Raw genomic sequence first — 26,538 nt, forward strand, 5'->3', positions numbered from 1 at the left:
TTAAACAACAGTTCATCTTGAGTTACAGATACTTATTTATAGATAAAAAAAAGCCAGTGTTTGTGCGCTGGCTCATGTTATTTGATGTAAATAGGCTATTTTTTGTCTAGTGAGCCTGATCCCAGTTGTCTCCATGGCCCGCTTCAGCAACCAAAGGTACGTCGAGATCGGCTGCCGACTCCATCAATTGTTGTACTTTACTTTCAATTTCGGCTAATGATGACTCTTCCACTTCAAATACCAGTTCATCGTGCACCTGCATCAGAAGTTTCACTCGTCCCTGCCCTTCGGCTTGAATCCACTCATCGACCAACAGCATGGCTTTCTTAATGATATCAGCCGCAGTGCCTTGCATCGGTGCGTTGATGGCCGCACGTTCCGCCGCTTTACGACGCATGCCGTTACGCGATTTGATTTCTGGTAGGTGCAAACGGCGACCAAAAATGGTTTCGACATAACCTTGGTCAGCCGCGGCACTACGGGTATCTTCCATGTACTGCATAACGCCCGGATAACGCTCAAAGTACTTATTCATGTAATCTTGCGCTTCACCGCGAGGAATACCTAACTGTTTCGCCAAACCAAATGCACTCATGCCGTAGATCAAGCCAAAGTTAACCGCTTTAGCACGGCGACGTTGCTCTGAGCTCACTTGATCAATGGTCGTCCCCATGATCTCGGCTGCAGTCGCTGCATGGATATCTTTTCCTTGTTGGAAGGCATCAAGTAACGCCTGATCTCCGGATAGGTGCGCCATAATACGCAACTCGATCTGAGAGTAGTCGACAGCCATGATTTTATAGCCGTGCGGGGCGATAAAGGCTTGACGAATACGACGTCCTTCATCGTTACGAATTGGAATATTCTGCAGGTTAGGATCGGTGGATGACAAACGTCCTGTCGCAGTCACGGCTTGATGATAAGAGGTATGCACACGACCCGTTTCTGGGTTGATCATCTTAGGCAACTTATCGGTATAAGTCGACTTGAGCTTAGCTAAACCGCGGTACTCTAAAATCAGCTTAGGTAGCGGGTAGTCTAGTGCCAGCTCTTGCAGAACTTCTTCATTGGTCGACGGTGTACCTGATGGCGTCTTCTTGATCACAGGAAGCCCCATCTTCTCAAACAAAATTGCTTGTAACTGTTTTGGTGAGTTCATGTTGAACTCTTGCTCAGCAATCTCATACGCTTTCTGCTCTAACTCATCTAGCCGTTGAGCAATCTCTTGCGACTGAGCCGATAGCTTCATGTCATCAATCAGAACACCAGTACGTTCAATGCGAGAAAGAACAGGAACCAATGGTACTTCTATCTCTTGATAGATGGCTTTAAGCTTCTCGTCTTGATCGATATTTTCCATCAAGCGATTGTGTAGTCGAAGCGTCACATCCGCATCTTCTGCGGCATACGGTGATGCTTCATCAAGCTCAATTTGATTGAAGGTCAGTTGCTTCTTGCCTTTACCGGCAATCTGCTCAAATGAGATGCAGCTGTGTTGCAAGAAGCGCAGTGCCAAACTGTCCATATCATGCTTACCACCCACGCTGTTATAGACGTATGAAGCCAGCATGGTGTCGTGTTTGATACCTTTCATTTCTATGCCGTAGCGCGCTAATACACTGGCATCATATTTGAGGTTTTGACCCACTTTCGCTTGAGCATCATCTTCTAGAATGGGTTTTAGCTGCTCTAGCACCCAATCACGATCTAACTGCGCAGGTGCATCTAAGTAATCATGAGCAACAGGAACGTACGCAGCTACACCTTCTTCAGTCGCAAACGAAAGGCCCACAAGGTTTGCAACCATGTAGTCTAAACTGTCCGTTTCAGTATCGAAGGCAAACACATCCGCTGCTTTGAGCTTCTCTAGCCATGCGTTAAAACTTGCTTCATCTAGAATGGTTTCGTACTGACTGCGATCGATTGTCACCGCAGAAGTATCCATATCGACAGCTGGGCTTGCAGAAGACGCTGTGTTAGCTGACTTCTCGTCGGCTTCCACCACTCCGCTTCCACCATCCAACAATTCATTCAACCAAGATTTGAACACCAACTGGCCGTACAGTTTGATCAACTCATCTTTGTTCGGTTCTGCTTTTAGTAGAGACTCCGGCGTCTCTTCTAGTTCAACATCAAGCTTAATGGTTGCCAGTTCATACGAAAGCTGAGCATTTTCTTTGTTATCAACCAGCTTTTTAGCCATGGTTTTCGAGCCACGAAAACCGAGCGGTGCTATATCATCAAGATTTTCATACAGCTTATCGAGACCGCCTATACCTCGCAGTAGAGCGGTTGCCGTCTTATCACCTACTCCCGGAACACCCGGAATGTTATCCACCTTATCGCCCATTAATGCGAGGTAATCGATGATCAGCTCAGGTGGAATCCCAAACTTCTCGACAACACCTTCTCTATCCATCACCACGTTGGTCATGGTATTGATCAGTGTGATGTTATCATCCACCAACTGAGCCATATCTTTATCACCGGTACTGATCAATACAGGCATGCCTGATTGAGAAGCCTGGTAAGCCAATGTACCAATCACATCATCGGCCTCAACGCCCGGAATACAGATAAGTGGTAAGCCCATTGCACGGATGACATTGTGTAGAGGCTCAATTTGACAACGCAGATCATCGGGCATTGGCGGACGATTTGCTTTGTACTCTGGATACATGTCGTCACGGAAAGTTTTACCTTTCGCATCAAACACCACTGCTATTCGCTCGGATGCAAATTGACGCATCATGCTACGTAGCATGTTAACCACACCATACACAGCATTAGTTGGAATATCGCCATTACTCATGGTGCCTGGGTAGGCGTGAAACGCGCGATAGAGGTAAGAAGAACCGTCGATCAAAATCAACGGATTATCAGGAATATGAGCCATAGTCTTTACGTATCCAAAGAAAATGCAAAAAGATCTGCCTAGGATGCCATGACTCTTACAGTGAATCCATTTTAACTCCGGGGACACCACTCACACATTTGCTGATTGTTTGCTCTCGTTGCGCAAACCACTGTGGATAACTCTGTTTATATAATTTATCCACAAGATATGAATGTTGTCTACTTACAGAAACTTTTTTAGTTAACTTATTGTAATAAAAGAAATTAACATCAGATCGATCTTATACAGATCGATCTAAAAACGATCTTGTCATGTGGACAAGACTATTGATGACCTTTTATTCGATAAAAAATGACAGGCATAAAAAAAGCGACATCTAACGATGTCGCCTAGCAAAAAGGGGTCAAAGCGAATTCAGGTGAATAAAGTGCTTTGCCATAAAGCTATAAATTACACTGGAAGCAATGTGAGCAATGTCGTGTCAAAAAGAACTCGTGCAAGTTCGATTAAGTTCAGTGTCATCACCGTCTCCAATTTGAATCTGGTAACTCTACGTCCTTGTGAACTTCTCTCATTCCCTAAGACGATATAAATAATAACCATTCTCATTTATCTCGTCAACACCTAAATGAGAAAAAATCTCATTTAATTTTTATGACAGTGCTATAACTGCTTCACAAAGTGAATTCGACAATCAAGCAATACGTCTTTTTCTTCAAATTTTTCAATAAAATAACCATTTCTAATCAGTAACCTCAACATGGCTGGAAACTGGTTTCTCGATTTCACTTTTAGCCACTTATATCCATGCTGCCTGACCCACTGTTCTTGTATTTCGAGCAGTGATTGAGCAACACCTTTATTGCGCGCCAATGAAGAAACACCTCCAAACCAGCTATAGAAGGTATCGTTATCCAACTGATAACCAATTTTAAAACCCAACAGATTTTCACCTTCTTGAGCCACTTGAATCAGAAAACACGGCTTGCCTTCGAGACGAGCCGCTAAACTCTCGACCGTCTCTTTGTGGCTAAACTCTTTGATCTGTTCCACCACTTGGACACACTCGGCTAATGTCCCTTCACGATAAGTAATGCTCACGATATATCTCCAAAACTAAAAAAGGCTGACATACGCCAGCCTTTCAACACTTCTCTATTTACAGCTTTTATTCTTCGCTGTGTTTTAAGTACGCAGCCGCTTGTGCATTCTCTTCTGCTAGCCACTCAGCGACATCCTTAGCAAAGTACGTAAGAATGCCATCGGCGCCCGCGCGCTTAAAGCATAACAGAGACTCCATAACGGTATCGCGCTCTTTAAGCCAACCGTTAGCAAACGCCGCCTTATGCATGGCATACTCACCGGAAACCTGATAAGCAAAGGTTGGAACCTGCAACTCAGACTTTACACGGCGCACAATATCTAGATATGGCATACCTGGTTTAACCATAACCATGTCTGCGCCTTCGTTAACATCCATCGCTACCTCATGGATGGCTTCGTCGCTGTTAGCTGGATCCATTTGGTAATTTTTCTTGTTGCCACCTTTTAGGTTGCTCGCACTACCGACAGCATCACGGAAAGGCCCGTAGTAACAAGACGCGTACTTAGCAGAGTACGCCATGATTTGGGTATTGATATGACCGGCGTTTTCTAGAGCTTCTCGAATCGCGCCAATACGACCATCCATCATGTCTGACGGGGCAACCACATCTGCACCCGCCTCAGCGTGAGACAGTGCTTGCTTGACTAATACTTTGGTCGTTTCATCGTTTAGCACATAACCATCTTCATCGATGATGCCATCTTGACCATGGGTGGTAAATGGGTCTAAAGCCACATCGGTAATCACCCCTATTTCAGGTACATGCTCTTTCAGTGAACGAACGGCACGCTGAACCAAGCCTTCGGGATTGTACGCTTCCGCCGCGCAAAGGCTCTTTGCATCTTGATTAACCACAGGGAACAAAGCAATCGCAGGCACACCTAACTGCGCTAGGTATTGCGCTTCTTCCAACATCAAGTCAATCGATAATCGCTCGACACCTGGCATAGACTCTACCGTTTCACGACGATCTTTCCCCATCAAAATAAACATCGGGTAAATCAGATCGTTAACAGTCACTTGATTTTCTGCCATCAGACGACGGCTAAAGTCATGCTTACGCATACGGCGCATACGACGGCCAGGGAATTGACCTTGAATAGAAACGGACACTCTGTTCTCCTTGTGTGGTGAAAGTGCTTGAATCGAATAATATCACCCCAAGCCATAGACACCAGCGACAGACCACAAAAATACGGAAAATGACCAAAAGCTCACACTGCCGTATACTTGGCCGCAACGAATCAATATAGAGAAGCATCATGATCGATACCCACGCCCATATCTACGCTAGCGAATTTGACAATGACCGTGATGAAGTTGTGCAGCGAGCCTTGCAGCAAGGTGTCGAACGGATTTTGATGCCCAATATCGATCTCGATTCGATTGCACCAATGTTGCAAACAGAAGCCGCTTACCCGGACATTTGTCGCTCAATGATGGGACTGCATCCCTGCTACGTTGATGCCAACGTAAACCAAACACTAGAAACCGTCCGCGCTTGGTTTGAGAAACACTCTTTTATTGCCGTGGGCGAGATTGGTATCGACCTTTATTGGGATAAAACCTATAAAGCCGAGCAAGAAATGGCATTCATCACTCAGCTTAACTGGGCTAAAGAACTCAACTTACCCGTCGTGATCCATACCCGAGACTCAATCGAAGAGACCCTCGGTCTACTTGAGAAAGAGCAAGATGGGTCATTGCGCGGCGTTTTTCATTGCTTTGGTGGCAGCCTAAAAGAAGCAAAAGCAATAAACGGTCTTGGCTTTCATCTTGGTCTCGGTGGGGTCTCTACCTTTAAGAATGGTGGCATGGACAAGGTCATCCCACACTTAGATATGGACTACGTGATACTCGAAACGGACAGCCCTTATTTAGCACCAGTGCCGCATCGAGGTAAACGTAATGAGCCCGCTTACGTGTCTTTAGTCTCGCAAAGAATCGCGGATCTGCGTAATTGCTCCACTGAAGACGTCCATAAAATTACAAATAAAAACGTTAACAACCTCTTCTTATTGTGAAAATTAACATTAGTAAATGCACTAAATTTCACAACAATGTGATATGAATCTCACTTATAACTATAATTCATGATGCTACTGGTTTAATATTGCGTCTCAATAATTAGAAGGCGTCTTGTAATGTGTAACCATAGTAGTAACTTACAAAGACAGCACCGTACGTTTTGGCAAAAGTTGCTAGGTATTAAAGAAATCTATATATGCTCTCAATGTGGACATACGATTAAGGTTAAGTAGATACCTACAATTGGATTAGACGTACTGAACTGTCCCAAAAAAGAAAGGCTTGCCACATCGGCAAGCCTTTTCAGTTTCGTTCATTCTCTATTCGACTTCTTCCTGCTCGTCTTCATCTTTACGAACGTAAAAACGGGCAAAGAACAATCCGACCTCAAACAGCAAACACATTGGGATCGCCAACAAGGTTTGCGAGATCATATCTGGCGGTGTCAGCATCATACCGACAATAAAGGCACCAACAATAATGTATGGCCTTTTCTCACTAAGGCTTTTTGGATTCGTAGCCCCTGTCCAACACAATAGAATGATGGCAACAGGTACTTCAAATGCGATACCAAACGCTAGAAACAGCGCTAAGACGAAATCCAAGTAACTTGAAATATCGGTTGCGAACTCAACACCACCTAATGAGATCGCAGTAAAGAAGCCAAACACCAGCGGAAACACCACAAAATAGGCAAACGCAACGCCACAGTAAAACAGCATAGAGCTGGAAAACATCAGCGGCATAATCAGGCGACGTTCATGCTTATAAAGACCGGGGGCGACAAAAGCCCAAACCTGGTACAAGATAAAAGGAACGGCAATGAAAATAGACGCGATGAGCGTTAACTTCAATGGCGTAAAGAAAGGCGAAGCAACATCCGTTGCAATCATGGTCGCCCCTTCAGGTAGACGCTCTACCAAAGGCGCAGAGACAAATTCATAGATGTCGTTTGCAAAATAAATCAGGCCAACAAACACAACCAACACCGCTAGAATAGCGCGCAATAAGCGGTTGCGTAGTTCAAGTAGGTGGCTGATCAAAGGCTGTGTCTGCTCTACAGAAGACATGGAAACCTCTTACTATTAAAAGATCTAAAAAGGAGCTACTGAATGAGTAGCTCCTCCTAATGCGAGACTATTCGGCTTTTTTATCTGCCTGTGGTGCAGTGGAAGTCGTTAAATTTTCCACCGAACCTGCTGAGTCATTGGCACTCTGAACGGAAACGGGTTCGCTCTGATCCTCGGCAACATGAGCTGCTGAGTCGCTTTTGCTCGCATATGGGCGTTGCACATCTTGGGCAGCCTGTTTGAGTTCTTCAACCGAAGACTTCAACTCTGGGGAAAGGTCTTCCATTCCCATCTGCTCAGCTTTGCGCAGGTTTTCTTGCAGTTCTTGCACCTTAAGTTCATGTGAAAGCTCATCTTTCACACTGTTTGCCATATTTTTTGCCGCGCCTATAAATTTCGAGACACTGCGAATTGCATGTGGCAAACGTTCTGGCCCAAGAACCACCAGCCCGACGACAGATATTAATACCAGTTCCCAAAAACCGATATCAAACACGTGTTACGCCTGCTCTTTGTCTTTCTTAGTGTCAGCAGAAGCGTCTGTTTTCTGCTGTTCTAGGTTCTTCTGTTCGAAGTCTGCGTCTTTTTTATCTTTATCAGACTCATCTTCGCTCATTGCTTTCTTAAAACCTTTTACCGCACCACCTAGGTCGCCACCGATACCACGTAGCTTCTTAGTACCAAATAGTAGAACGACGATGACAGCAATAATCAGAAGTTGCCAAATACTAATACCACCCATTCTTTTTACCTCGGGTCTTATTAAACAAATTTATTTCAAGAGTTTAACGTCTATCGACGGTAAGCTCGCCAACTAAGCAACCAAAATGTGACCCCGCCTAAGCCGCAAGCCATAGAAAGTTGCTCATAAGTGCTGTTGACCAATATTGCCGAGCATACGACTAATGTGGCCCCAACACCAAATAAAAATTTCCCCGTCGCTTGCTGACGCTTGCTTGCACGATAACCTTGATAGAGGTCATCCATGCGCTGATTCATCATCTTGCCTTGGCGTAAGCTGTCATACAAAAGCTCAGGTAGCTCAGGTAACTTCTCAGCCCAAAATGGCGCGCGATCTTTTACCGCATTAATCACAGCTTGAGGGCCGACTTGATTCATCATCCACTCTTCTAAGAATGGTTTAGCCGTTTCCCAAAGGTCAAGCTGCGGGTACAACTGACGCCCCAAACCTTCGACGTACAACAGCGTTTTTTGCAACAAAACGAGTTGTGGCTGAACTTCCATATTGAAGCGTCGAGCGGTGTTAAACAGGTTCAGTAATACATGGCCAAATGAGATTTCACACAATGGCTTGGCAAAAATAGGCTCACACACAATGCGGATAGCGAACTCAAATTCATCCACATTGGTTTCACGTGGAACCCAACCAGACTCAACATGCAGTTCAGCGACTCGTCGGTAATCGCGGTTGAAGAATGCAAGGAAGTTCTCAGCTAGATAGCGCTTATCTTCACTGTTAAGCGTACCGACAATGCCACAATCAAGACCAATCCAACGCGGGTTCTCTGGATGCTCTGGTTCAACAAAAACATTGCCAGGATGCATATCTGCATGGAAGAAACTATCCCGGAACACTTGAGTGAAGAACACACTCACTCCGCGTTCAGCCAGAAGCTTCATATTGGTGCCGTTTGCGCGCAAGCCTTCTATATCAGAAACTTGGATGCCATATATTCGCTCAGAAACCATGACAGTTTCATTACTGAAGTCGGTTAAAACTTCAGGAACGTACAATTCTTCACTGCCTTCAAAGTTACGACGCAATTGAATGGCGTTGGCTGCTTCACGACGAAGGTCAAGCTCATCCAACAAGGTCTTTTCGTATTCGCGGACGACTTCAACCGGTTTCAAACGACGTGCTTCAGGAAGTGCTTTGGCGACTATACGCGCCATTCGGTACATCAGTTTTAGATCTGCATCAATGACAGGGCGAATATCTGGTCGAATGACCTTTAATACCACTTCTTGGTTAGTGGCTTTGACCTTCGCGGTATGGACTTGAGCAATCGAGGCGGAGGCTAGCGGTTCAATGTCAAAATCATCAAACCAGGTTTCAAGCGAGCCACCCAGCGCCTGCTCAATCTGCTGTTTGGCCAGTTGCCCATCAAACGGAGACACCTGATCTTGCAGTAGCGCCAAAGGGTCAGCAATGTGAGCAGGAAAGAGGTCACGTCGCGTCGACATCATTTGACCAAACTTAATCCATACCGGACCAAGTTCTTGCAATGCGAGGCGTAATCGTTCACCAAGTTGTTTATCTTGATGCTTATTTTTAATCCAAAATAGCCCTTTGCGCGCCATCAGAGGCGCTTTTGCTAGTTGGTGGTTAGGCAACAGCTCATCAAGACCGTATTCGAGCTGAACCTTAGTTATTCGATAAAGGCGGCGTAACTCAGTTGGCGTCATGCTCGCTCCAATAGCTGATTCAGTCTCGCTTCAAGACGAGCCGTTTGACTTTTCACCTCATCCACTTGATCGCAAAAGTTGACCACTTCAAGCGGAGCTGGAGCCATACGCCACTCTTCAGTCAGCACCTGACCTAAATGACGCTGATGTTTGGATGCTTGGCCAGAGACAAATTGACCAAAATTGTTGGCACCTTTCACTAAGGTATGGGCCACCACATCACCTGTCACACGAGACAGCCATTCTTCGATGTCAGGTTTACAGTCCATCATGAGCTGGGAAAATTTTTGCGCCAGTTGGATATCTCCTTCGAGAACCAACTTATCTTGTTTGATCAGCTGAGTAATATTGGACTGGTCGCGCAGTTCAGGCAGAACGGCCAAATTCAGAGAAAGGTAACAATCCGGATCCCCCTCATAATTCGCCAATACATCAATTTGCTGACTAAACACGAAAGTTAACGTTTTATTGAGCTCTTTAAGGTTAACTTGAATGACCTGACCTTTTAAACGCCCAAGACGACGACCCAATTCAGGGTCGTCATTAATTAGGGTATTTAATGAAGTTTCGATCACCGCGGTTACTAAGGGTTCAAATGGCATAGTAAGCACCTTTAGAATTTGTAGCCGCGATGTAGCGCGACTATTCCGCCTGTCAGGTTGTAGTAACTGGTGCTATCAAAGCCAGCGTTATCCATCATGCCTTTCAGCGTTTCCTGATCCGGGTGCATACGGATCGATTCTGCAAGATAGCGGTAACTTTCTGCGTCATTCGCCACCAATTCACCCATTTTGGGAAGTAAATGGAAGGAATAAGCATCGTAGATTTTAGATAGTGGCTCTAGTATCGGTTTTGAGAACTCGAGTACTAGCAATCGACCGCCTGGTTTGAGTACCCGATACATAGAACGCAGCGCTTTGTCTTTGTCAGTCACGTTACGTAGACAGAAACTGATGGTAATCGCGTCAAAGTAATCATCTGGAAACGGCAACTCTTCTGCGTTCGCCTGAACATAATGCACGTTACCAACGATGCCACTATCACGCAGTTTATCTCGGCCCACGTTAAGCATGGAGTTATTGATGTCCGCAAGAATAACGTGTCCTTTTTCACCGACAATACGAGAGAACTTAGCCGTTAAATCCCCCGTACCACCACCAAGATCAAGTACGCGTTGACCAGGACGTACGCCACTACAATCAATGGTAAAGCGCTTCCAAAGACGATGTACACCACCCGACATTAAGTCGTTCATGATGTCGTATTTCGCAGCAACAGAGTGAAAAACCTCTGCCACTTTTTCAACTTTCTGTTCTTTTGCTACCGTAGTGAAACCAAAATGGGTAGTTTCACTTGATTCTAAAGCTGTATTTGGTTGCACGCTTGTATCCGTCATGATGGTTCCTCTTCGAGCAGCGCCTGTTAATAACTACGACCGGAGCACTGCGGGCGATTAGTTTACTTTATCCTCAGACGGATGTCTTTCCGCGTTAGCCTCATTTTCACTCACTGGATGATTTTCTGTGAGGCCATCGTATTGCGCCATTTGGGCTAAATGACTCGAGATTGGCCGTTTCACTTCAACGCCAAGCTGTTTAAAGCTTTCAGCTTGACGAATCACGTTGCCACGTCCCGTTGCTAGCTTGTTCATCGCCCCTTGGTAATTTTGATTGGCTTTATCCAGTGCTCCCCCCAACGTCTCCATATCATCGACAAACAAACGTAACTTGTCGTACAGCTTACTTGCGCGTTCGGCAATAATCTGAGCGTTCTGGTTTTGTCTTTCATTGCGCCACAAATTATCGATAGTTCTTAAGGCGACCAGTAACGTCGTCGGGCTGACTAAAATGATATTCTGCTCCATCGCATCTTTGACTAAGCTAGGGTCAGCTTGAATGGCCACTTGGAATGCAGGTTCCACAGGGATGAACATCAGTACGTAATCTAGGCTTTGAATGCCTTTTAACTGATGGTAATCCTTGTTAGATAGCCCTTTAATGTGAGCCCTTAGTGCAAGTAAGTGGTCACTTAGTGCTTGCTCTCGCTGGGTGTCGGTTTGTGCATTAAAGTAACGTTCGTACGCCACTAGTGCCATTTTAGAATCGACCACCACTTGTTTGTCTTGCGGTAAGTGAACAATCACGTCAGGTTGGTAACGTTTGCCAGCTTCATTTTGTAAGCTCACTTGAGTTTGATATTCATGACCTTCACGTAAACCCGACTCAGCCAATACTCTCGCTAAAACCACTTCTCCCCAGTTACCCTGCTGCTTGTTATCACCTTTTAACGCCTGAGTGAGATTAACGGCTTCTCGCGTCATATGTTCATTTAGGCGTTGAAGGTTTTTCAGCTCATGCACTAAAGTGTGTCGTTCTTTGGCCTCTAGATTGAAGCTGTCGTTCACTTGACGTTTAAAGCCTTCCAACTGCTCTTTAAGCGGGCTAAGTAGGCCTTCAAGGCTTTGTTTATTTTGCTGGTCCACTTTCGCCGTTTTGGCTTCAAACAGTTGGTTGGCGAGGTGTTCAAATTGTTGCTTCAAACGTTCTTCCGCTTGCTCCAGCAGCTGCAGTTTTTCTTGGTTTGCTTTGTTTTCTTGTTCATGTCGCGCTTCTTGCTCACGCAACTTGCCTTCCAGTTGAGACTTCTGCTCACGGATGACGTTCAGATCTTCAGCATATTGCTGGCGCTCTTGCTTCACGGCTTCGAAGTAGCGTAGCTTCTCCAGCACGGCCATCAACTTGCCATGCGCTTGTTTCAGCTCATACGCGGCTTTATCTCGCTCACTATCCAGTTCATCTAGTTCTTGCTGACTTTCTAGCAGCTCTTTTTGCAGTTGATTGATTTGCTGAGAAGTCAGCTGCTGGTTGGACTCTAATTGCTGTTGCAGTAATTGTTGGTGAAACTGCATTTTTTGCTTAATCCACCAGCCAACGGCAACACCACTTATTGCGGCACTGCCAAGCGCGGTAAAAAGTAAATTCTGATTATCTAGAATCCATTGCATAGTAAAGGGTTAGCTCGTTATATCAGTCTTGATTCAATGGTATTTTAGCACTGGATAAATGTCCAGTTTGTAGGCTAGATATCGAGCAGCTAGACTATGCCAACCGTATTCTATCCCATCAAATAAAAACGAGGCTTGTAAGCCTTTGGTTTTACTCAAGGAGCATCATGAACGAGCGTCGTGCGTTAGGGTTTGGCCTTTCGGCTGTCCTGTTGTGGTCTACTGTGGCTACCGCCTTCAAATTAACTCTGGCTGAATTTACACCGATTCAAATGCTGACCGTAGCCAGTGTGGTTTCAGCAATCGCGTTGACGTGTATCTGTGCATTGCAAGGTAAGCTATCGACGTTAAAAGACACCTTCCTCGCCAACCCTTGGTACTACATACTGCTCGGGCTAATTAACCCATTGGCTTACTATGTCATTCTGTTCAAAGCATACGATCTATTACCCGCTTCTCAGGCACAGGCGATTAACTACAGTTGGGCGATTACGCTAACTTTGATGGCCGCTGTTTTTCTCGGGCAACGCATACGCGGACAAGATTGGATCGCATGCTGTCTGAGCTATGTCGGTGTGATAGTGATTGCCACTCAAGGAGACATCTTAGGATTAAACTTTGCCAGCCCATTAGGGGTCGGATTGGCGTTACTTTCCACACTGCTCTGGGCCAGCTACTGGATCCTGAATACTAAAAATAAAGCCGACCCTATTGTCGGTGTGCTGCTTGGCTTCCTAGTTGCCATTCCTTGCGCCATCGCATTGAGCTTACATGAAGGAGCGACATGGAGTGGAATTTCGCTGCAAGGTTGGTTAGCCGTCTCTTATGTCGGCCTATTTGAGATGGGCGTAACGTTTGTCCTTTGGCTCAGCGCACTCAAACTAACTCAAAATACCGCACGGATCAGTAACCTCATTTTTGCTTCCCCTTTTATCTCACTGGCTCTACTGGCTAGCGTTTTGGGTGAGGAAATTCATCCATCTACGTTAATGGGGTTGGTGCTGATAATTGGCGGCTTAGTGATCCAACAGATCAAGTTTGGCAAAAAAGATCTTGCCCCAAGCGTCAAGTAACGACTTGTTAACATTAGAATAGTTGATAAGCCATCTCACTCCCCTGACCACGCACCTGATCGATTTTACTGGCTAACTCAGGGGAGACATGCAGTGCCAACGCTGCTTTACTCGACGCGAGGTAAGCGTATTTCTCTTGCTCGTCCAACATATTGTCCCAGTGATGATTGATGTCACGGGCGAGATACAGCAAGCAGGCCAGACGTTTAGATTCAACCGCTTTCGCTGGGTGATTGACGTTGGCTATTGCATCGACCAACTCATTGGGAAACTTCCAGCTTTCCGCCAACACTGCGCCAAGCGCTTGCGCATCGGTACCAAGCACTTCCTGCTGAACATGAAGCGCATTCTCTCCCGCAAGCACCCTTTGCTGAATATCTAGTGCCTTTTCTGGCTCCAAGCTGTGAATCATTAACTCGCCGATGTTATGCAAGATCCCAGTCGTAAAGGCCTCATTTGGATCGAGTTTTATGTCTTTGGCGATCGTACTTGCGATGGTCGCGACTTCAAACGTTCCGGCCCAATAATCTTTGATATTGAGGGTTTCTAATTTAGGGAATGTCGTGGCAAGAATGGAAGAGGAAATAAGGTTACGGATCGCACCAACCCCGATACGAACAATGGCATCATTGATGTTAGATATCCCTTTAATGCCACCAAATTGCGCTGAATTGGCCATTCTCAGAACTCGCGCCAGTAGCACCTGATCCATCGCCATTTTTTTTGCCAATTCACCAAAATCAATTTGCTCTTGGTTAACCATCTCAAGCAATTCTTGCAGTACGCTCTCTATTCTCGGTAGCTCATTAATTCTTGAAATCAGCGCTTGATAGCTCATACGTTACTCCTTCCACTCTCTTCCCATTTACTATAGGACAGAAATTGAGCCAGAGATCAATAACGGCTTATCTAACAACTACGTGACTTTAGCCACTGCCGCGGCGATTGACCTGAAACATGTTGGAATGCACGCGCAAAACCAGAGTAACTGCTATAGCCCACTGCATCGGCCACCCAATTGAGCGGTTTGTTTTGTAGTAACAGCGACTGCGCGACCGATACACGCCACTTTTGCACGTAATCACCCGGAGTTTCGCCGACTTCACGCTTAAACGTCTCCATAAACTGGGTTCGCGACATCGCCGCAATGGACGCCATCTCCGCTATCTGGAAATGACGCGCAGGAAGCTGATGAATCGCACTCACGACTGCAGATAAACGAGGGTGTGCTAGTGCAGAAAACAATCCACGTTCTATCGCTTGCTGCTCGATCAAATAACGGAAGATCAAAGTCATTAGGCTGTCACTGAGCTTATCCATCATAAATTGCTGCCCAGCGGAGGAGCGATGCGATTCGTTAAACAACATGTCGATAACAGGCATCAAGTTGGGCTCTTTAGCAAAAGGAATCACGATCACTGGTGGAAGTGCAGACAACAACGGATTCATCTGCCCCGCTCGATACTCCACATTAGCACACACCAACTCTGCCCCTTCTCCGACGCCTTCTATGGCATGAGGCAAGCTATGAGGTAGGTAGACAATGCAAGGCTCAGTTAATGTACGCTCAGCGTGATAAGAGCTCACAAGGTTAAGCTGGCCGGAATTAAGGACATGAAGGTGACCTTGGCTTTGCGCGCCTTCTTTAAATGAAGAAATACCGCACAAGTGCCCCGAATAAAAAACACCAGTACGAATGGAACAGTGCTCCATCAGTTGAGACAGCAGATCCATATTACCTCCGAACGATTCGCCTACTTTTTTGGCTTTTAGTCCCCCAATAGACCGGGTGAGTCCGCTAATTTATTTCATACAAGGTAAACAAACACAGACAAGGAGTGTGTTATGGCTCGCTTTACAACAACAGGTAAAAAACTCAGCTTAATGGCCGCATTACTCGGCACCAGTTTTTCACTACTGGCAGCGGATGTGGGTATGAGTGTCGATGCCAATGACTTGGCGATTAAAGGCTATGATCCCGTGGCGTACTTTACTGATAAAGGTGCGGTGCAAGGCAACCCGCAATATACCGCGACATACAACAATGCTATTTATCACTTTTCTAGCAGCGCTAATCGCGATCAATTCAAAGCTAACCCGCAAGCTTACGCGCCGCAATACGGAGGTTATTGTGCCTTTGGGGTGGCAATGGGTAAAAAGTTTGATACCGACCCGCACGCTTGGAAAATTGAGGACGGAAAGCTGTATCTCAATCTGGATAAAACCGTGCAGAAGCGCTGGCTAGAAGATACGGCAGGATTTATCCAAGATGCAAACAGCAATTGGACCACCATTAAACCTGTGGCCGCAGACAAACTGTAGTCCACTAACCCTTTCTGCTTTTTTCTCCCAAATTGGAAAACGGAAGAGCTCTCCCTCTTCCGCTTTTTTATCTGCTATCTGGCTAAGCCCACTGGCCCGCAACGTAACCAGAGCTCCAACACCATTGGAAGTTGTAGCCACCTAGCCAACCTGTTACATCCATGACTTCGCCTATGAAATACAAACCTTTAACGGATTTACACTCCATGGTCTTTGACGAAATATGATCGGTATTGACGCCACCCAGTGTCACTTCCGCAGTGCGGTATCCTTCAGTGCCGTTTGGGGTAATTTGCCAGTTTTCTAGCAAAGTCGAAATGTGTTCTAGCTGCTTAGCATTGAACTGTTTGAGTGGTTTGTCTTCCAACTCCTTGCGCTCAACCAAGACTTCGACAAGCCGCTTAGGCAGAACTTTAGCCAGCGTGTTCTTCAGGCTTTGATTAGGATGCTTTTCTAAATTCTGGCGCAACAACTGCTCTACATCGACATCTGGGACAAGATTAATGGTCACCTTCTCACCCGGTTGCCAATAAGAGGAAATTTGCAGTACCGATGGCCCAGACAAACCTCGATGGGTAAACAGCAAGGCTTCTTTGAATACCTTTTGGTTTGCCGCTGTAATCTCGACTGGAATTGCGATACCAGAAAGCTCTGCAAAATCTTCTTTGTCTTCTTTGTGCAGCGTGAATGGTACTAACCCTGCCGTGGTTGGCACAATATCCAGCTCAAACTGCTCAGCGATTTTATAGCCAAAAGGGGTCGCGCCAAGCTTAGGCATCGACAACCCACCCGTTGCGACGACCAAAGACTCGCAATGGATAACATTGGTATTGGCGTGCAATTCAAAGCCTGAATCCGTCTGCTCGACATGGTGGATATCTTGGCGATAACGCTGCTCTACCGTAGGAAGATCGCATTCAGCCAACAACATCTTGACGATATCCTTGGAGTCATAGTCTCCCACGCAGAACAACTGGCCATGGTCGCGCTCTTCAAACTCAATACCGTGTTGATAGATCATCGAGATAAAATCCCAATTACTGTATTGAGCCAGCGCTGATTTGACGAAGTGAGGGTTACGACACAGGAAGTTTTTGGCGCTGACATCGTAGTTGGTGAAGTTACAGCGACCGCCACCAGCGATCAAAATTTTTCGACCTGGCTTTTTGGCATGATCGAGAAGCAACACTTTACGCCCGCGTTTACCGGCTTCCGCTGCACACATTAACCCTGCAGCCCCTGCTCCAATGATGACTACGTCGAACTTTTCCGCCATGACAACTACTCATTCCAGCCAATAAAAAAGGATGTGCATAATACACATCCTTCGCAAATAACAGCGCTATTCTAACGGTAATGTCGCAGCTTGCCAAATCGCCAAGTCAGAGAATAAATGCAGCTAGCAGCGTAACACCCAATAAAGAAGTCGAGAGAATGAACAGCTCTCTTACCCGCTCGCACTTACCGGTAAAGATTTCATCATGATGGTGATGGTATTCTCTGCTTTTCAAGTAATGGAATAAGCGAACCTGTTTAGTGACATTACCATGGGTGGTAAAAAAGCCATTACCGTCAACTTGTTGATAAAGCAAAGGGTGGGCTTCACGCATGATATAGATGAGAGAACGTAACGCGGTCAGGTATCTTGCCATATTAACAAGCGTAACGAGCATTAGCGTGAATAGAATGGTGTCAGCATTGATCATCTTTTCCTCCCTACATCTTCAAAGGATGCCCAGAAGAAAAAGACGATCTATTACTTAGAGAGTCTTTCGCTGAAGGTTATTCAGCAGGGGCGTCCATGATAGAAGATGAACCTTCTTTCGCTAGAGCCGCTAGATCTTTGTCGATAAAGAATAGCGCTTTGCCATCTTCACCCACTAATTCTAGCTTATCTAAAATCCCTTTAAATAACTTCTCTTCCTCGTGCTGTTCAGCAACGTACCACTGCAAGAAGTTGAAAGTAGAGTAGTCTTGAGACGTAAACGCCACGTGAGCAAGCTTATTGATTTTTTGCGTAATCATCTGCTCATGCTCGTATGTTTCACGGAATACTTCACCAAGGCTATTAAACTCATGCTTAGGCGCTTCAATTGCACCTAAAATTGGCATAGCACCCGTTTCGCTTACGTATGTGAAGAGGCGCTGCATATGCTCCATTTCTTCTACGGCGTGAGCACGTAAAAATTCAGCTGCACCTTCAAAACCTTTGTCTTCACACCAAGCACTCATTTGTAAGTATAGATTGGATGAGAAAAATTCGAGATTAATTTGCTCATTCAATTGTTCAACCATTGCTTGTGAAAGCATTTACCTCTCCTACTAAGTCTATGAACTATAAAGTGACTATATCATCAGCACTACCATAACACTTTGACGTATGAATGTGGATCTGAGATCACTACAACACAATTAATCGATCTAGGGTGCTAATCTGTAATCAGACACATAAAGGAGATAGCACTATGAGTTATCAACACATTTTAGTTGCGGTTGATCTTTCTGAAGACAGTAAACTTTTGATCGAAAAAGCCGTCGCACTGGCTAAACCACTCGAAGCTGCCGTGTCATTTGTTCATATCGATGTGAATTATGCTGAACTGTACACTGGGTTAATCGACATCAATCTTGCAGAGACTCAACATCAAGCAATTCAAGCCTCTCAAAGCCAGTTACAGGAGTTTGCTGAGCACGCCAATTACCCAATCAAACATACTTTGGTTGGCAGTGGTGATCTGGGTAACGAGCTGTGCGATACCATCCAAGAGTTCAGCATCGACCTGGTGGTATGTGGCCATCATCAAGATTTTTGGAGTAAGCTGCTCTCTTCAACGCGTCAGTTGATTAACTGCTCTCCAGTAGACATGTTGGTCGTGCCACTTAAAGACTGATCAGTCACTCAAATTCAGCTAAACTGCAGAGCACTTTTTGATAATGAGTATTAGTTATGGGTTATCTCTCTGCAGTTACGCTTCTTTGGGCGTTCTCATTTAGCTTGATTGGCGTCTACCTCGCCGGTCAGGTAGATTCTTGGTTTTCTGTGCTGATGCGCGTGGCATTGGCTAGCTTGGTGTTTATTCCATTCTTAAAGTTCAAAGGCGTGGATAAAAGCCTAATTATGAAGCTGATGACCGTCGGTGGTTTCCAGTTAGGCTTGATGTACTGCTTCTATTACCAATCTTTCTTGTTACTCTCCGTTCCTGAAGTATTACTGTTTACCGTTTTCACCCCTATCTATGTCACCTTGATTTACGATTTTCTCAAGGGGCGCTTCTCACCTTGGTACTTAGTCACAGCAGCCATTGCCGTTGCGGGAGCGGCGTTTATCAAGTTTGCAGGAATCAATGAGAACTTCCTTATTGGCTTCTTGGTTGTACAAGGTGCCAATATCTGTTTTGCCATTGGCCAAGTCGGTTACAAATACATCATGGAGAGCACGCCTGTTGAATTACCTCAGCATACCGTCTTTGGTTACTTCTATTTAGGTGCCCTGTGTGTCGCAACCACTGCGTTCGCCTTGATGGGCAATTTAGACAAGCTGCCGACCACCAGCACACAATGGGGCATTCTGATTTATCTTGGTTTGATTGCGTCTGGCGTGGGGTATTTTGTCTGGAATAAAGGTGCGACCCTCGTTAATGCAGGTGCATTAGCCGTTATGAACAACGCTTTGGTTCCTGCTGGGCTTATCGTTAATATTCTGATTTGGAACCGAGACGCTGACCTTGGACGGCTAGCCGTGGGGGGCGGTATTATTCTGCTCTCTTTGTGGATTAACGAAACTTGGGTGAAAAAGAAAGTTGCCCAGAGCTATGAAGCGGCATAATCACCAATAAAAACGCTCTCCGGTTGGAGAGCGTTTTTTTAAAAGCTAGTGCATGTGCGACTGTGACTGGACATCGAGTAACTCTGGCACAATCAATGGCGATACAGACTCTAGGCGCGCCTCAAGTTTCTTTTGCTGCTTGAGTAATTTATGTTGCTTCTTGGCGAGCTTCAGCAGTTTTTTCTGTTGCTTAAACTGCTTTTTCAATGCCTTTTTCGCTTTTTTAATCGCCTTCTTATCGGACACATCAAGTAAGCTTGCTGGAACTTCCAGCGGAGCAGGCTTCACTTCTTGCTGAGCTTTTTGCTTTACTCGGTCAATGACACGACGCACCGCTTGTGCCTTCTGTTCGGCGTATTTTTCTGTTGCTGGCGGCAAGGCTTCAGCCAATAGACCACAGCTTCTTTGCTGCTCCAACGGCTTGTCTTGGCATTGTTGAGGTGGAATCGCGGCAGGCTTACATAGATTCGACGACGATGAAGCAGAACGCGCGCAAGAGCGACAAACAAATTTAGGTTCAACCACTAATCGATGGATTTCCCCTAAGTTTTCAGCAATTTGCTTACGATTCATCTTACAAAGACGTTTAGCCATGTTACCACTCCAGCTAAGAATACGAATAATTCTTACTATGGTATACCTGTAAGCCAGACGTTAAGCAAGCACTAAATCTATCCCTTTTTCAACGAAGGTCGCTAACTCATTGATGCATTAACATAAACATCAAAACGGTTTTTTTTCGTTTCAATTGCCATGGCAGGTCGCAGACCATTTAGCCAGTCAGCGTAATCGGGGCGTTTAACGACAACCCTTTTAGTTGCAAGGGCTAACGCGGGTTCTAACAGGTCATCAGCATCGGTATCTGCCCCGACAAGAGACTGAAAAACACGCATTTCTTTTTTCACTAACGCACTCTTTTTCTTGTTCTCCGGGTGGGGATACATGGGATCGAGATAAACAACATCAGGTTGGATGAAATCCGGGTCTTGAGCCAAGTCATGCAGAGCGCGATGACTTGAGGCATGAATCAAAGACATTCGTTCCTCTACCCAAGGACCGATTTCAGGATCTTGTTTCGCGCGTGCTAAGCCATCATCCAGCAAAGCCGCAACCACAGGGTGACGCTCGACCATCTGAACTTTACAACCCAAAGATGCCAACACAAACGCATCACGCCCTAACCCGGCCGTGCCATCCAATACCGTCGGTATCGCACCTTTATTTAAACCCGCGGCTTTAGCAATAGCTTGCCCCTTACCGCCGCCAAACTTACGCCTGTGACCAACGGCACCGCCAACCAGATCAACAAAAATAGCACCTAGTTTCGGTTCATCGATTTTTCTCAGCTCTAAGCGTTCATCGGTCAGAACCAGAGCAAATAGACTATCTTGGCAATGCTCTAGCCCCCAGCGCGTTGCGATGCGCTCAAGCTGCTCACTTTGTTGGGGGGTTTCACAGATAAGTTGTAGTTGCACAGTTGGCTCCAAACCACAGGGAATTCATCAGGCGCAAGTGTAATGGATTTTAAGGTTTGGTACTAACCTTGTTCTCACTCATCAAGTCACTGACCAGCTGCTGTAATGGCATAGGTTTACCGATAATGTAACCTTGAGCATAGTCAACTCCGAGTTCCATCAATTGATCGATGATACGCGTGTTTTCGACAAACTCAGCAACGGTTCGTTTACCCATCTGTTTGGCGAGGTCATTGATCGAGCGAACCATTAAATGATCCATCTCGTTCACATCGATATCGCGTACGAAGATGCCATCAATCTTAACGATATCCACCGGCAGTTTTTTCAAATAGCCAAAAGAGGACAAGCCTGAGCCAAAATCGTCCAACGCGATAACACAGCCAAGACTCTTAAGTTGAGAGAAGAACTCAATCGCTTGATTCATATTGCTCATTGCGGCGGTTTCCGTGATCTCCAAGCAGACTTTACTGCAAGGCACTGGGCTCTCTTCCAATCGAGCAAGCAGGAATTGAGTGAACTCCTTGTTGCCCATGGAGTGACCAGACAAGTTGATCGCCACTTGGCTCAGCTTATCTAATGCCTCGGGGTGATCGGCAAACCAATCTAATGTCTGGCTCACGACTTGTTTATCAATCAGGTGGGCAATGTTGTAGCGCTCAGAGGCAGGCATGAAAATGCCCGGAGAAATATACTCCCCCTTAGCGTTGCGAATCCGGACTAGGATTTCAAAATGCATTCCTTCTTCATCATCTTCCAGTGAGATAATTCGCTGAGCAAACAGCTCGATTCGTTGATTGGCTAATGCATTATGCACCAAGTTAACGCTTTCCATTTCCTGCTCGCGACGGCGCAACTCTTTATCATCCAAGCAGTATAAGCTGAATCGATTGCGCCCTTCCTCTTTGGCAACGTGACAAGCGGTATCCGCTTGAGCATGCACCATTTGCGGTGACGACGCGGTATGGTCAATTAGACGAATCCCTATTGAACAATTAAGGCTAAGTCGAATGTCTTCCCAAATGAAGGGTTGCTCACTGAGGGTATCAATGATCATTTTTGCCAGTTTCTTAGCATCAAACTCAGTACAGTCTTTGAGTAAGATGGCAAACTCATCCCCACCCATTCTCGCTAACACAGTGTTGTAAGGGAGCACTTCTTCCAGCATGCTGGCGCAGAATTGAATCGCCGCATCGCCTGCCTCATGGCCTGCAGTATCGTTCAGTACCTTTAGCTGATCGAGGTCGAGATACAGCATGGCATGAGTACGAGTGAAGCTCTCTACTTCCTTCAAGGCTTTATCGAGCTCTTTTTCAAAATAGTTGCGGCTAAAAGCCCCCGTAAGCATATCGTGGCGCGCTTGGTAAGCGAGTTGCTCGGATAGCTTGTGAGTCTCAGTAATATCTTCGCCAACGATCAACAAATGGCCCGATTCCACTAAAGGTCGAATGTTTTCTCGTATCCACAGGACTCGTCCATCCGCGTGGCGATATTCAATTTCTCGACGCCAAACCCCTTTCATAACCTGTTTGGGTTGAAGCAGTACCTGCCTTGGAATCAGCGCATCTTCATGCAGATAGAATTCTCTTAGGCGATGACCCAGTATTTGGTCAGGCGTATACCCCAGAAGCTGCTCCGCAAAATGATTCACTTGTTGGATACGGTTTTGGTCATCCAGCGTTACCATCATCACAGGTTGTTGATCATAATAGTGACTCAGGTTTGCTTCACGCTGATACAAACGCTCCTCTGTGATTTTGCGCGATGTAATATCCCTGGCCTCTAACAGGTAACGTGCAGAAGCAATTCCAGAAGGGATGGGCTTGAGTGACACCTCAAGAACGAGAGCGCCCAGTTCAGCATGCCATATCTCAGCTTCAAACTGTGCGACCGCATCATAGTCTTCCTCAGCAAAAAAACGTTTGAAGTGCTCAACGGCGTCATTTTGCCAATATTGATGACGCCAAATGGGCTGTTCGTGAGTGAAATCTTGGTTGTAGAGAAGCTCCTGCAGTTTGCTGTTGCTCGAGGTTATGCCGCCTTTCTCATCCAAGACACCGATATAGTGGTAGCTCTGGTCAAACACCATCTCGATCAAGGTCTGGCTCTCTGTGGCTAACTGCTCACTGCGCTTCAAACGGCTCATGTAGTAAACCAAGGCAAGGATAATCAACAGTAAGATAAGCACTAAGCTTCCCGCAAGTTTAAGCTCTTGCTGGTAGCGGTCAGCAAAAGATTGCGGTTGGTTAAAGAACATCGACTTAGCAACGTCTTCTGCGGTGAAGCCCCAGCGTTGAACTGCTTGGTAGTCTAGCTTGATTTCGGGCGTACCCACTCTAACTTTGGGCATACGCTGCTCAACATCGTTGAGCACTTCAAGCAATATTTCTCCTGTCTGCTTGCCGTGGAGCAAGCCACTTTGTATTACGCCTCCAACCGCGCCATAGCCTAAACCAAGATCATGGACCATATAGAGTGGTGCAGCCGAGGTTCTATTGAGCAACTTCCACTGCGCATTCTCATCAACCACTTCGCCTTGCTTGTTGCGATAGTAAATCCAGAACAACACGGCATCGCCAGAATCTAATTGACTCAAAGTCTGGATCAACTCTGCTTCACTGTCTGGCACCAACTGGTTAATCCTACTGCGGTATTTCGGATACTGACCAAGAAACTTAATCACTTGCTGGCGCACAGCCTCTCCCGTCACGGAGTTATCGCTAACAACGTGAACCGTTCCAAAATCAGGCTGTAGTCGTTCAATGAGAGAAATATTGCTGTAGAGATCAATATCCTCAATCACCCCAGTGGCTTTCAACTTATCATGCTGGCTTGGTTGGTAATTGTTAATGCCACCGAAAATAACAGGGGTGCCTTTTAGCTCAGCGCCAAGGCGATTCATTAAGTTAAGCGCGGTGTTATCGCTGACAACGATCGCTCGGAAAGTTTCTTGCTGAAATTTGGTCTGATACAGGTCATAAAGTTGATCGAGAAACTCTTTGCTTTGATTGCGCTTCGCATCCAAATAAACCACTCGCGTGGACACGTCCTTGCCTTTCAGCGCAATTTCAAGACCATCTTGAAAGCTATCGGTCCAAAAAAAGCCGTGGTGGTAGGAATGGACGATAAGCACGTCATTATCTTTCGCATGAGACAAAGAAGAGAAAAATACAGCTAGAAGAAGCAGATAAAAACGCACTAAAATAGTTCTCAATGAGTAAATTACTCTTTTAATAGTATCACTCTTGTCGATATTTTGAACTAAAGCTACAGGGTTATTGGGAGATAAAGATGCCGATACAAACTGCCAAGTTGGATGACTTAGATAGAGCCATCTTGAAAACCTTGATGGAAGACGCGAAAACGCCCTATGCAGAAATGGCGAAGCAATTTGATGTAAGCCCTGCCACCATCCACGTCCGAATTGAGAAAATGAAAGCGGCCGACATCATTCAAGGAACAGAGGTCATTGTTGACACCAAGAAGCTGGGATACGACGTTTGCTGCTTCATCGGCATTAACCTAAATGCCGCGCGAGATTATCACTCTGCCTTAGAGAAGCTCAATGCCCTAGAAGAAGTGGTGGAAGCTTATTACACCACGGGCGCCTACAATATTTTCGTTAAGCTGATGTGCCGCTCTATCGAAGAACTGCAATATGTATTGATCGATAAGTTGCAGGCGATTGATGAAGTGCAATCGACAGAAACGCTGATCTCTCTGCAGAACCCGATCAATCGGAATGTAAATCCATAAAACAAAGGCTCGCGATGCGAGCCTTTGTTTTATTTAGATTCGAGATATTTTTTCAGCTCTTCTGCACTGATGCCTTGCTCAGCTAATGACTGCGCCATTAACTCAACTTGCTCTCCTTTACGTGATTCAATCACTTGCTGGAACTGATAGACAATGTCTCGCAGCATGTGCAAAGGAACTTGCTTCGCAGCGCTACGGATTCGCTCGCCGCTCTGATTGCCCAGTTCATTGAGTAATTTACCGAACATGATTTTTTCTGGAGAGTCTTCAAGCTGTTCCAGAACACGAGCCATTTCATAAGTCGTCATCGACATCGTCGTTTATGATCCACAATTTTAGTTAGCAAAGGAGCTCAAATATACAACGTTTTCACTGCGCTTCAAAGCAGTTAACACGTTATTGAGCCGAGGCATAATGCCATTGTTTACCGCTGTTACTCATTAAGATGAATAAGCCAGGAATTAAAATCAGCATCTGAACCGCAATCATGATTTGTGGTTCCATTCCAATACGTTGCACGGTTCCAACCACAAGGCCGGCACCACTCATTTGGAATAACCCCAGTAGTGCCGCCGCAGTCCCCGCTTTGTCACCAAATGGCGCTAACGCTTTACCTGCTGCGGCGCCCATAATCCAAGCAAAGCCAACCGAAGACATGAAGATAGGCAACATAAAGGCCAGCGCAGACGCTTGTGTTGCTAATGACCACATAACCACACCCGCAAGAGCTAGAGTGCTGATACCCACAACCAAGGTTTTATGTGTTCCGTATTTATCCATAAACTTCGGCGCTGACATACAAGCAACGATATTAATCGCCGCATTCACACCAAACCACATGGTAAATTCGTTCATGCTCAAGCCTAGGTTTTCCATCAATACGACGGGGGCTGAAGTCACATACGCAAGAATGACGGCCATTGCTAACATACACAAAGAAGCATGGAATACAAACGATGGTGTTTTTAGCACAGACCAATAGCGACTAGGCTTAAATACCGCCTCTTTACTCGGCTCCGGATTGGTTTCCTTTAAACCAATAAACATTGCAACAAGCGCCACCGCAGCAAAGCCCGCCATAAAGCTAAAGTTTGAACGCCAGCCAAACTGCTGCGTCAGCCAGCTGCCCAGTATTGGAGCAAGTGCTGGAATGAAACAGATCGCCCCATTCAGATAGCTGATCATCTTGCCACTTTTTTCTGGGCCAAACATGTCGCGAACAGTTGCAAAGGCTGCTACAGATGTTGCACACGCACCTAAGCCTTGTAGCAAGCGAGCAGTTAACATCCACTCAATGTTTTGAGCACTCCACGCCAATAAAGCACTCAATGCGTAGATAGTTATCCCTGACAATGCAACTGTTCGACGTCCGTATTTGTCTGCAAGTGGTCCAGCAAATAACTGACCGATACCCATTGCAAACAGAAACCATGTAATCGTGTCCTGCGCTAACGCGTGTTCCACGTGAAACGCCGTCGAGATCTGCGGTAAAGCGGGTAAATATATATCGATTGCCAAGGGGCTAAATAGCACCAGTAAGGTCAATAAAGTGAGTTGAATTTTGCGTGACGGCAAATCGTTAGCGGAATGCACAG

Annotated in this window: 26 protein-coding genes; 6 read left to right on the forward strand and 20 right to left on the reverse strand. The window is 45.8% G+C overall.

All coding sequences use genetic code 11. From position 1 onward, the window contains the following. Positions 1–106: 106 nt before the first annotated feature. The 3 genes from polA to hemB form a co-directional block, all read right to left on the reverse strand. Complete coding sequence (gene polA, locus RH45_RS20210; RefSeq protein WP_008080912.1) at positions 107–2,896, reverse strand: DNA polymerase I; 2,790 nt, start codon at positions 2,894–2,896, stop codon at positions 107–109. Positions 2,897–3,520: 624 nt separating this feature from the next. Further along, the gene (locus RH45_RS20215) at positions 3,521–3,958 is read right to left on the reverse strand and encodes a GNAT family N-acetyltransferase (protein WP_008080914.1); all 438 of its coding nucleotides are present in this window, start codon (positions 3,956–3,958) and stop codon (positions 3,521–3,523) included. A 67-nt stretch (positions 3,959–4,025) separates the two neighbouring features. Beyond that, on the reverse strand, positions 4,026–5,075 hold the full coding sequence (hemB, locus tag RH45_RS20220) for a porphobilinogen synthase (protein ID WP_008080916.1): 1,050 nt from the start codon (positions 5,073–5,075) through the stop codon (positions 4,026–4,028). Positions 5,076–5,224: 149 nt separating this feature from the next. Here hemB and RH45_RS20225 point away from each other — a divergent pair, with 149 nt between their 5' ends. After that, complete coding sequence (locus tag RH45_RS20225) at positions 5,225–5,986, forward strand: TatD family hydrolase (RefSeq protein ID WP_008080918.1); 762 nt, start codon at positions 5,225–5,227, stop codon at positions 5,984–5,986. Positions 5,987–6,310: 324 nt separating this feature from the next. Here the strand turns inward: RH45_RS20225 and tatC are convergent, their stop codons facing one another. The 7 genes from tatC to rmuC all read right to left on the reverse strand — a co-directional run bounded on the left by tatC (position 6,311) and on the right by rmuC (position 12,491). Then, positions 6,311–7,060: a twin-arginine translocase subunit TatC gene (tatC, locus tag RH45_RS20230; RefSeq protein ID WP_008080921.1), complete on the reverse strand. Its 750-nt coding sequence runs from the start codon at positions 7,058–7,060 to the stop codon at positions 6,311–6,313. A gap of 67 nt (positions 7,061–7,127) precedes the next feature. Beyond that, on the reverse strand, positions 7,128–7,556 hold the full coding sequence (tatB, locus tag RH45_RS20235) for a Sec-independent protein translocase protein TatB (protein WP_008080922.1): 429 nt from the start codon (positions 7,554–7,556) through the stop codon (positions 7,128–7,130). A gap of 3 nt (positions 7,557–7,559) precedes the next feature. After that, a complete protein-coding gene (tatA, locus tag RH45_RS20240) occupies positions 7,560–7,802 on the reverse strand; it encodes a Sec-independent protein translocase subunit TatA (RefSeq protein WP_008080923.1) in 243 nt (80 codons plus the stop codon). Between the two features lie 50 nt (positions 7,803–7,852). Continuing rightward, complete coding sequence (gene ubiB / locus RH45_RS20245) at positions 7,853–9,487, reverse strand: ubiquinone biosynthesis regulatory protein kinase UbiB (protein ID WP_008080924.1); 1,635 nt, start codon at positions 9,485–9,487, stop codon at positions 7,853–7,855. Beyond that, positions 9,484–10,089, reverse strand: a complete 606-nt coding sequence (locus RH45_RS20250; RefSeq protein WP_008080926.1) for a ubiquinone biosynthesis accessory factor UbiJ — start codon at positions 10,087–10,089, stop codon at positions 9,484–9,486. Before RH45_RS20250 ends, ubiB begins: the two co-directional genes overlap by 4 nt. An 11-nt stretch (positions 10,090–10,100) precedes the next feature. After that, positions 10,101–10,883, reverse strand: a complete 783-nt coding sequence (gene ubiE, locus RH45_RS20255) for a bifunctional demethylmenaquinone methyltransferase/2-methoxy-6-polyprenyl-1,4-benzoquinol methylase UbiE (protein WP_008080928.1) — start codon at positions 10,881–10,883, stop codon at positions 10,101–10,103. 57 nt (positions 10,884–10,940) lie between these two features. Beyond that, the gene (rmuC, locus tag RH45_RS20260; protein ID WP_008080930.1) at positions 10,941–12,491 is read right to left on the reverse strand and encodes a DNA recombination protein RmuC; all 1,551 of its coding nucleotides are present in this window, start codon (positions 12,489–12,491) and stop codon (positions 10,941–10,943) included. Positions 12,492–12,658: 167 nt separating this feature from the next. Here rmuC and RH45_RS20265 point away from each other — a divergent pair, with 167 nt between their 5' ends. Then, positions 12,659–13,564 (forward strand): DMT family transporter, encoded by a 906-nt coding sequence (locus RH45_RS20265; protein ID WP_008080932.1) that lies wholly within the window; start codon positions 12,659–12,661, stop codon positions 13,562–13,564. Positions 13,565–13,577: 13 nt separating this feature from the next. Here the strand turns inward: RH45_RS20265 and RH45_RS20270 are convergent, their stop codons facing one another. Together RH45_RS20270 and RH45_RS20275 are read right to left on the reverse strand one after the other, a co-directional pair. Then, positions 13,578–14,402, reverse strand: coding sequence for an HDOD domain-containing protein (locus RH45_RS20270; protein ID WP_008080934.1), 825 nt, complete (start codon positions 14,400–14,402; stop codon positions 13,578–13,580). Between the two features lie 71 nt (positions 14,403–14,473). After that, entirely contained in the window at positions 14,474–15,298 is an 825-nt protein-coding gene (locus tag RH45_RS20275; protein WP_008080937.1) for an AraC family transcriptional regulator, read from the reverse strand. Positions 15,299–15,409: 111 nt separating this feature from the next. Between RH45_RS20275 and RH45_RS20280 the strand changes: the two genes are divergently transcribed. Then, the gene (locus RH45_RS20280) at positions 15,410–15,886 is read left to right on the forward strand and encodes a YHS domain-containing (seleno)protein (protein ID WP_008080939.1); all 477 of its coding nucleotides are present in this window, start codon (positions 15,410–15,412) and stop codon (positions 15,884–15,886) included. Between the two features lie 82 nt (positions 15,887–15,968). Here RH45_RS20280 and RH45_RS20285 read toward each other — a convergent pair whose 3' ends face one another. The 3 genes from RH45_RS20285 to ftnA form a co-directional block, all read right to left on the reverse strand. Next, positions 15,969–17,162 carry a BaiN/RdsA family NAD(P)/FAD-dependent oxidoreductase gene (locus RH45_RS20285; protein ID WP_008080942.1) on the reverse strand — a complete coding sequence of 398 codons (1,194 nt, stop codon included), beginning with the start codon at positions 17,160–17,162 and terminating at the stop codon, positions 15,969–15,971. 106 nt (positions 17,163–17,268) lie between these two features. Further along, complete coding sequence (gene uspB, locus RH45_RS20290) at positions 17,269–17,592, reverse strand: universal stress protein UspB (protein WP_008080943.1); 324 nt, start codon at positions 17,590–17,592, stop codon at positions 17,269–17,271. A gap of 76 nt (positions 17,593–17,668) precedes the next feature. After that, entirely contained in the window at positions 17,669–18,196 is a 528-nt protein-coding gene (gene ftnA, locus RH45_RS20295) for a non-heme ferritin (protein WP_008080945.1), read from the reverse strand. A gap of 155 nt (positions 18,197–18,351) precedes the next feature. Between ftnA and uspA the strand changes: the two genes are divergently transcribed. Then, positions 18,352–18,777, forward strand: a complete 426-nt coding sequence (gene uspA, locus RH45_RS20300; RefSeq protein WP_008080947.1) for a universal stress protein UspA — start codon at positions 18,352–18,354, stop codon at positions 18,775–18,777. A gap of 56 nt (positions 18,778–18,833) precedes the next feature. After that, entirely contained in the window at positions 18,834–19,712 is an 879-nt protein-coding gene (locus tag RH45_RS20305; RefSeq protein WP_008080949.1) for a carboxylate/amino acid/amine transporter, read from the forward strand. A gap of 45 nt (positions 19,713–19,757) precedes the next feature. Here RH45_RS20305 and RH45_RS20310 read toward each other — a convergent pair whose 3' ends face one another. The 3 genes from RH45_RS20310 to RH45_RS20320 form a co-directional block, all read right to left on the reverse strand. After that, positions 19,758–20,306, reverse strand: a complete 549-nt coding sequence (locus RH45_RS20310; protein WP_008080951.1) for a hypothetical protein — start codon at positions 20,304–20,306, stop codon at positions 19,758–19,760. A 101-nt stretch (positions 20,307–20,407) separates the two neighbouring features. Next, entirely contained in the window at positions 20,408–21,187 is a 780-nt protein-coding gene (locus RH45_RS20315; protein ID WP_008080953.1) for a class I SAM-dependent methyltransferase, read from the reverse strand. Positions 21,188–21,236: 49 nt separating this feature from the next. Further along, positions 21,237–24,386 carry an EAL domain-containing protein gene (locus tag RH45_RS20320; RefSeq protein WP_008080955.1) on the reverse strand — a complete coding sequence of 1,050 codons (3,150 nt, stop codon included), beginning with the start codon at positions 24,384–24,386 and terminating at the stop codon, positions 21,237–21,239. A gap of 92 nt (positions 24,387–24,478) precedes the next feature. Between RH45_RS20320 and asnC the strand changes: the two genes are divergently transcribed. After that, positions 24,479–24,943, forward strand: coding sequence for a transcriptional regulator AsnC (asnC, locus tag RH45_RS20325; protein ID WP_008080957.1), 465 nt, complete (start codon positions 24,479–24,481; stop codon positions 24,941–24,943). Positions 24,944–24,972: 29 nt separating this feature from the next. Here asnC and tsrA read toward each other — a convergent pair whose 3' ends face one another. Both tsrA and RH45_RS20335 read right to left on the reverse strand, forming a co-directional pair. Beyond that, positions 24,973–25,257, reverse strand: coding sequence for an H-NS-like global regulator TsrA (gene tsrA / locus RH45_RS20330; RefSeq protein WP_008080959.1), 285 nt, complete (start codon positions 25,255–25,257; stop codon positions 24,973–24,975). An 82-nt stretch (positions 25,258–25,339) separates the two neighbouring features. Beyond that, entirely contained in the window at positions 25,340–26,536 is a 1,197-nt protein-coding gene (locus RH45_RS20335; RefSeq protein WP_008080961.1) for a multidrug effflux MFS transporter, read from the reverse strand. Between the last annotated feature and the right edge of the window lie 2 nt (positions 26,537–26,538).

Origin of the sequence: Vibrio sinaloensis DSM 21326 (assembly GCF_000189275.1) — a bacterium.
Classification (GTDB): domain Bacteria; phylum Pseudomonadota; class Gammaproteobacteria; order Enterobacterales; family Vibrionaceae; genus Vibrio; species Vibrio sinaloensis.

Bases quoted from the DNA above. Each gene is read 5' to 3' on its own strand.
- uspA (WP_008080947.1), top strand. From the start codon at position 18,352: ATGAGTTATCAACACATTTTAGTTGCGGTTGATCTTTCTGAAGACAGT.
- RH45_RS20285 (WP_008080942.1), bottom strand. From the start codon at position 17,162: ATGGCGGAAAAGTTCGACGTAGTCATCATTGGAGCAGGGGCTGCAGGG.
- ubiB (WP_008080924.1), bottom strand. From the start codon at position 9,487: ATGACGCCAACTGAGTTACGCCGCCTTTATCGAATAACTAAGGTTCAG.
- ubiE (WP_008080928.1), bottom strand. From the start codon at position 10,883: ATGACGGATACAAGCGTGCAACCAAATACAGCTTTAGAATCAAGTGAA.
- asnC (WP_008080957.1), top strand. From the start codon at position 24,479: ATGCCGATACAAACTGCCAAGTTGGATGACTTAGATAGAGCCATCTTG.
- tatA (WP_008080923.1), bottom strand. From the start codon at position 7,802: ATGGGTGGTATTAGTATTTGGCAACTTCTGATTATTGCTGTCATCGTC.
- rmuC (WP_008080930.1), bottom strand. From the start codon at position 12,491: ATGCAATGGATTCTAGATAATCAGAATTTACTTTTTACCGCGCTTGGC.
- tatC (WP_008080921.1), bottom strand. From the start codon at position 7,060: ATGTCTTCTGTAGAGCAGACACAGCCTTTGATCAGCCACCTACTTGAA.
- tsrA (WP_008080959.1), bottom strand. From the start codon at position 25,257: ATGTCGATGACGACTTATGAAATGGCTCGTGTTCTGGAACAGCTTGAA.
- RH45_RS20305 (WP_008080949.1), top strand. From the start codon at position 18,834: ATGGGTTATCTCTCTGCAGTTACGCTTCTTTGGGCGTTCTCATTTAGC.
- RH45_RS20270 (WP_008080934.1), bottom strand. From the start codon at position 14,402: ATGAGCTATCAAGCGCTGATTTCAAGAATTAATGAGCTACCGAGAATA.
- RH45_RS20265 (WP_008080932.1), top strand. From the start codon at position 12,659: ATGAACGAGCGTCGTGCGTTAGGGTTTGGCCTTTCGGCTGTCCTGTTG.
- RH45_RS20280 (WP_008080939.1), top strand. From the start codon at position 15,410: ATGGCTCGCTTTACAACAACAGGTAAAAAACTCAGCTTAATGGCCGCA.
- ftnA (WP_008080945.1), bottom strand. From the start codon at position 18,196: ATGCTTTCACAAGCAATGGTTGAACAATTGAATGAGCAAATTAATCTC.
- polA (WP_008080912.1), bottom strand. From the start codon at position 2,896: ATGGCTCATATTCCTGATAATCCGTTGATTTTGATCGACGGTTCTTCT.
- uspB (WP_008080943.1), bottom strand. From the start codon at position 17,592: ATGATCAATGCTGACACCATTCTATTCACGCTAATGCTCGTTACGCTT.
- RH45_RS20275 (WP_008080937.1), bottom strand. From the start codon at position 15,298: ATGGATCTGCTGTCTCAACTGATGGAGCACTGTTCCATTCGTACTGGT.
- RH45_RS20225 (WP_008080918.1), top strand. From the start codon at position 5,225: ATGATCGATACCCACGCCCATATCTACGCTAGCGAATTTGACAATGAC.
- RH45_RS20310 (WP_008080951.1), bottom strand. From the start codon at position 20,306: ATGGCTAAACGTCTTTGTAAGATGAATCGTAAGCAAATTGCTGAAAAC.
- RH45_RS20250 (WP_008080926.1), bottom strand. From the start codon at position 10,089: ATGCCATTTGAACCCTTAGTAACCGCGGTGATCGAAACTTCATTAAAT.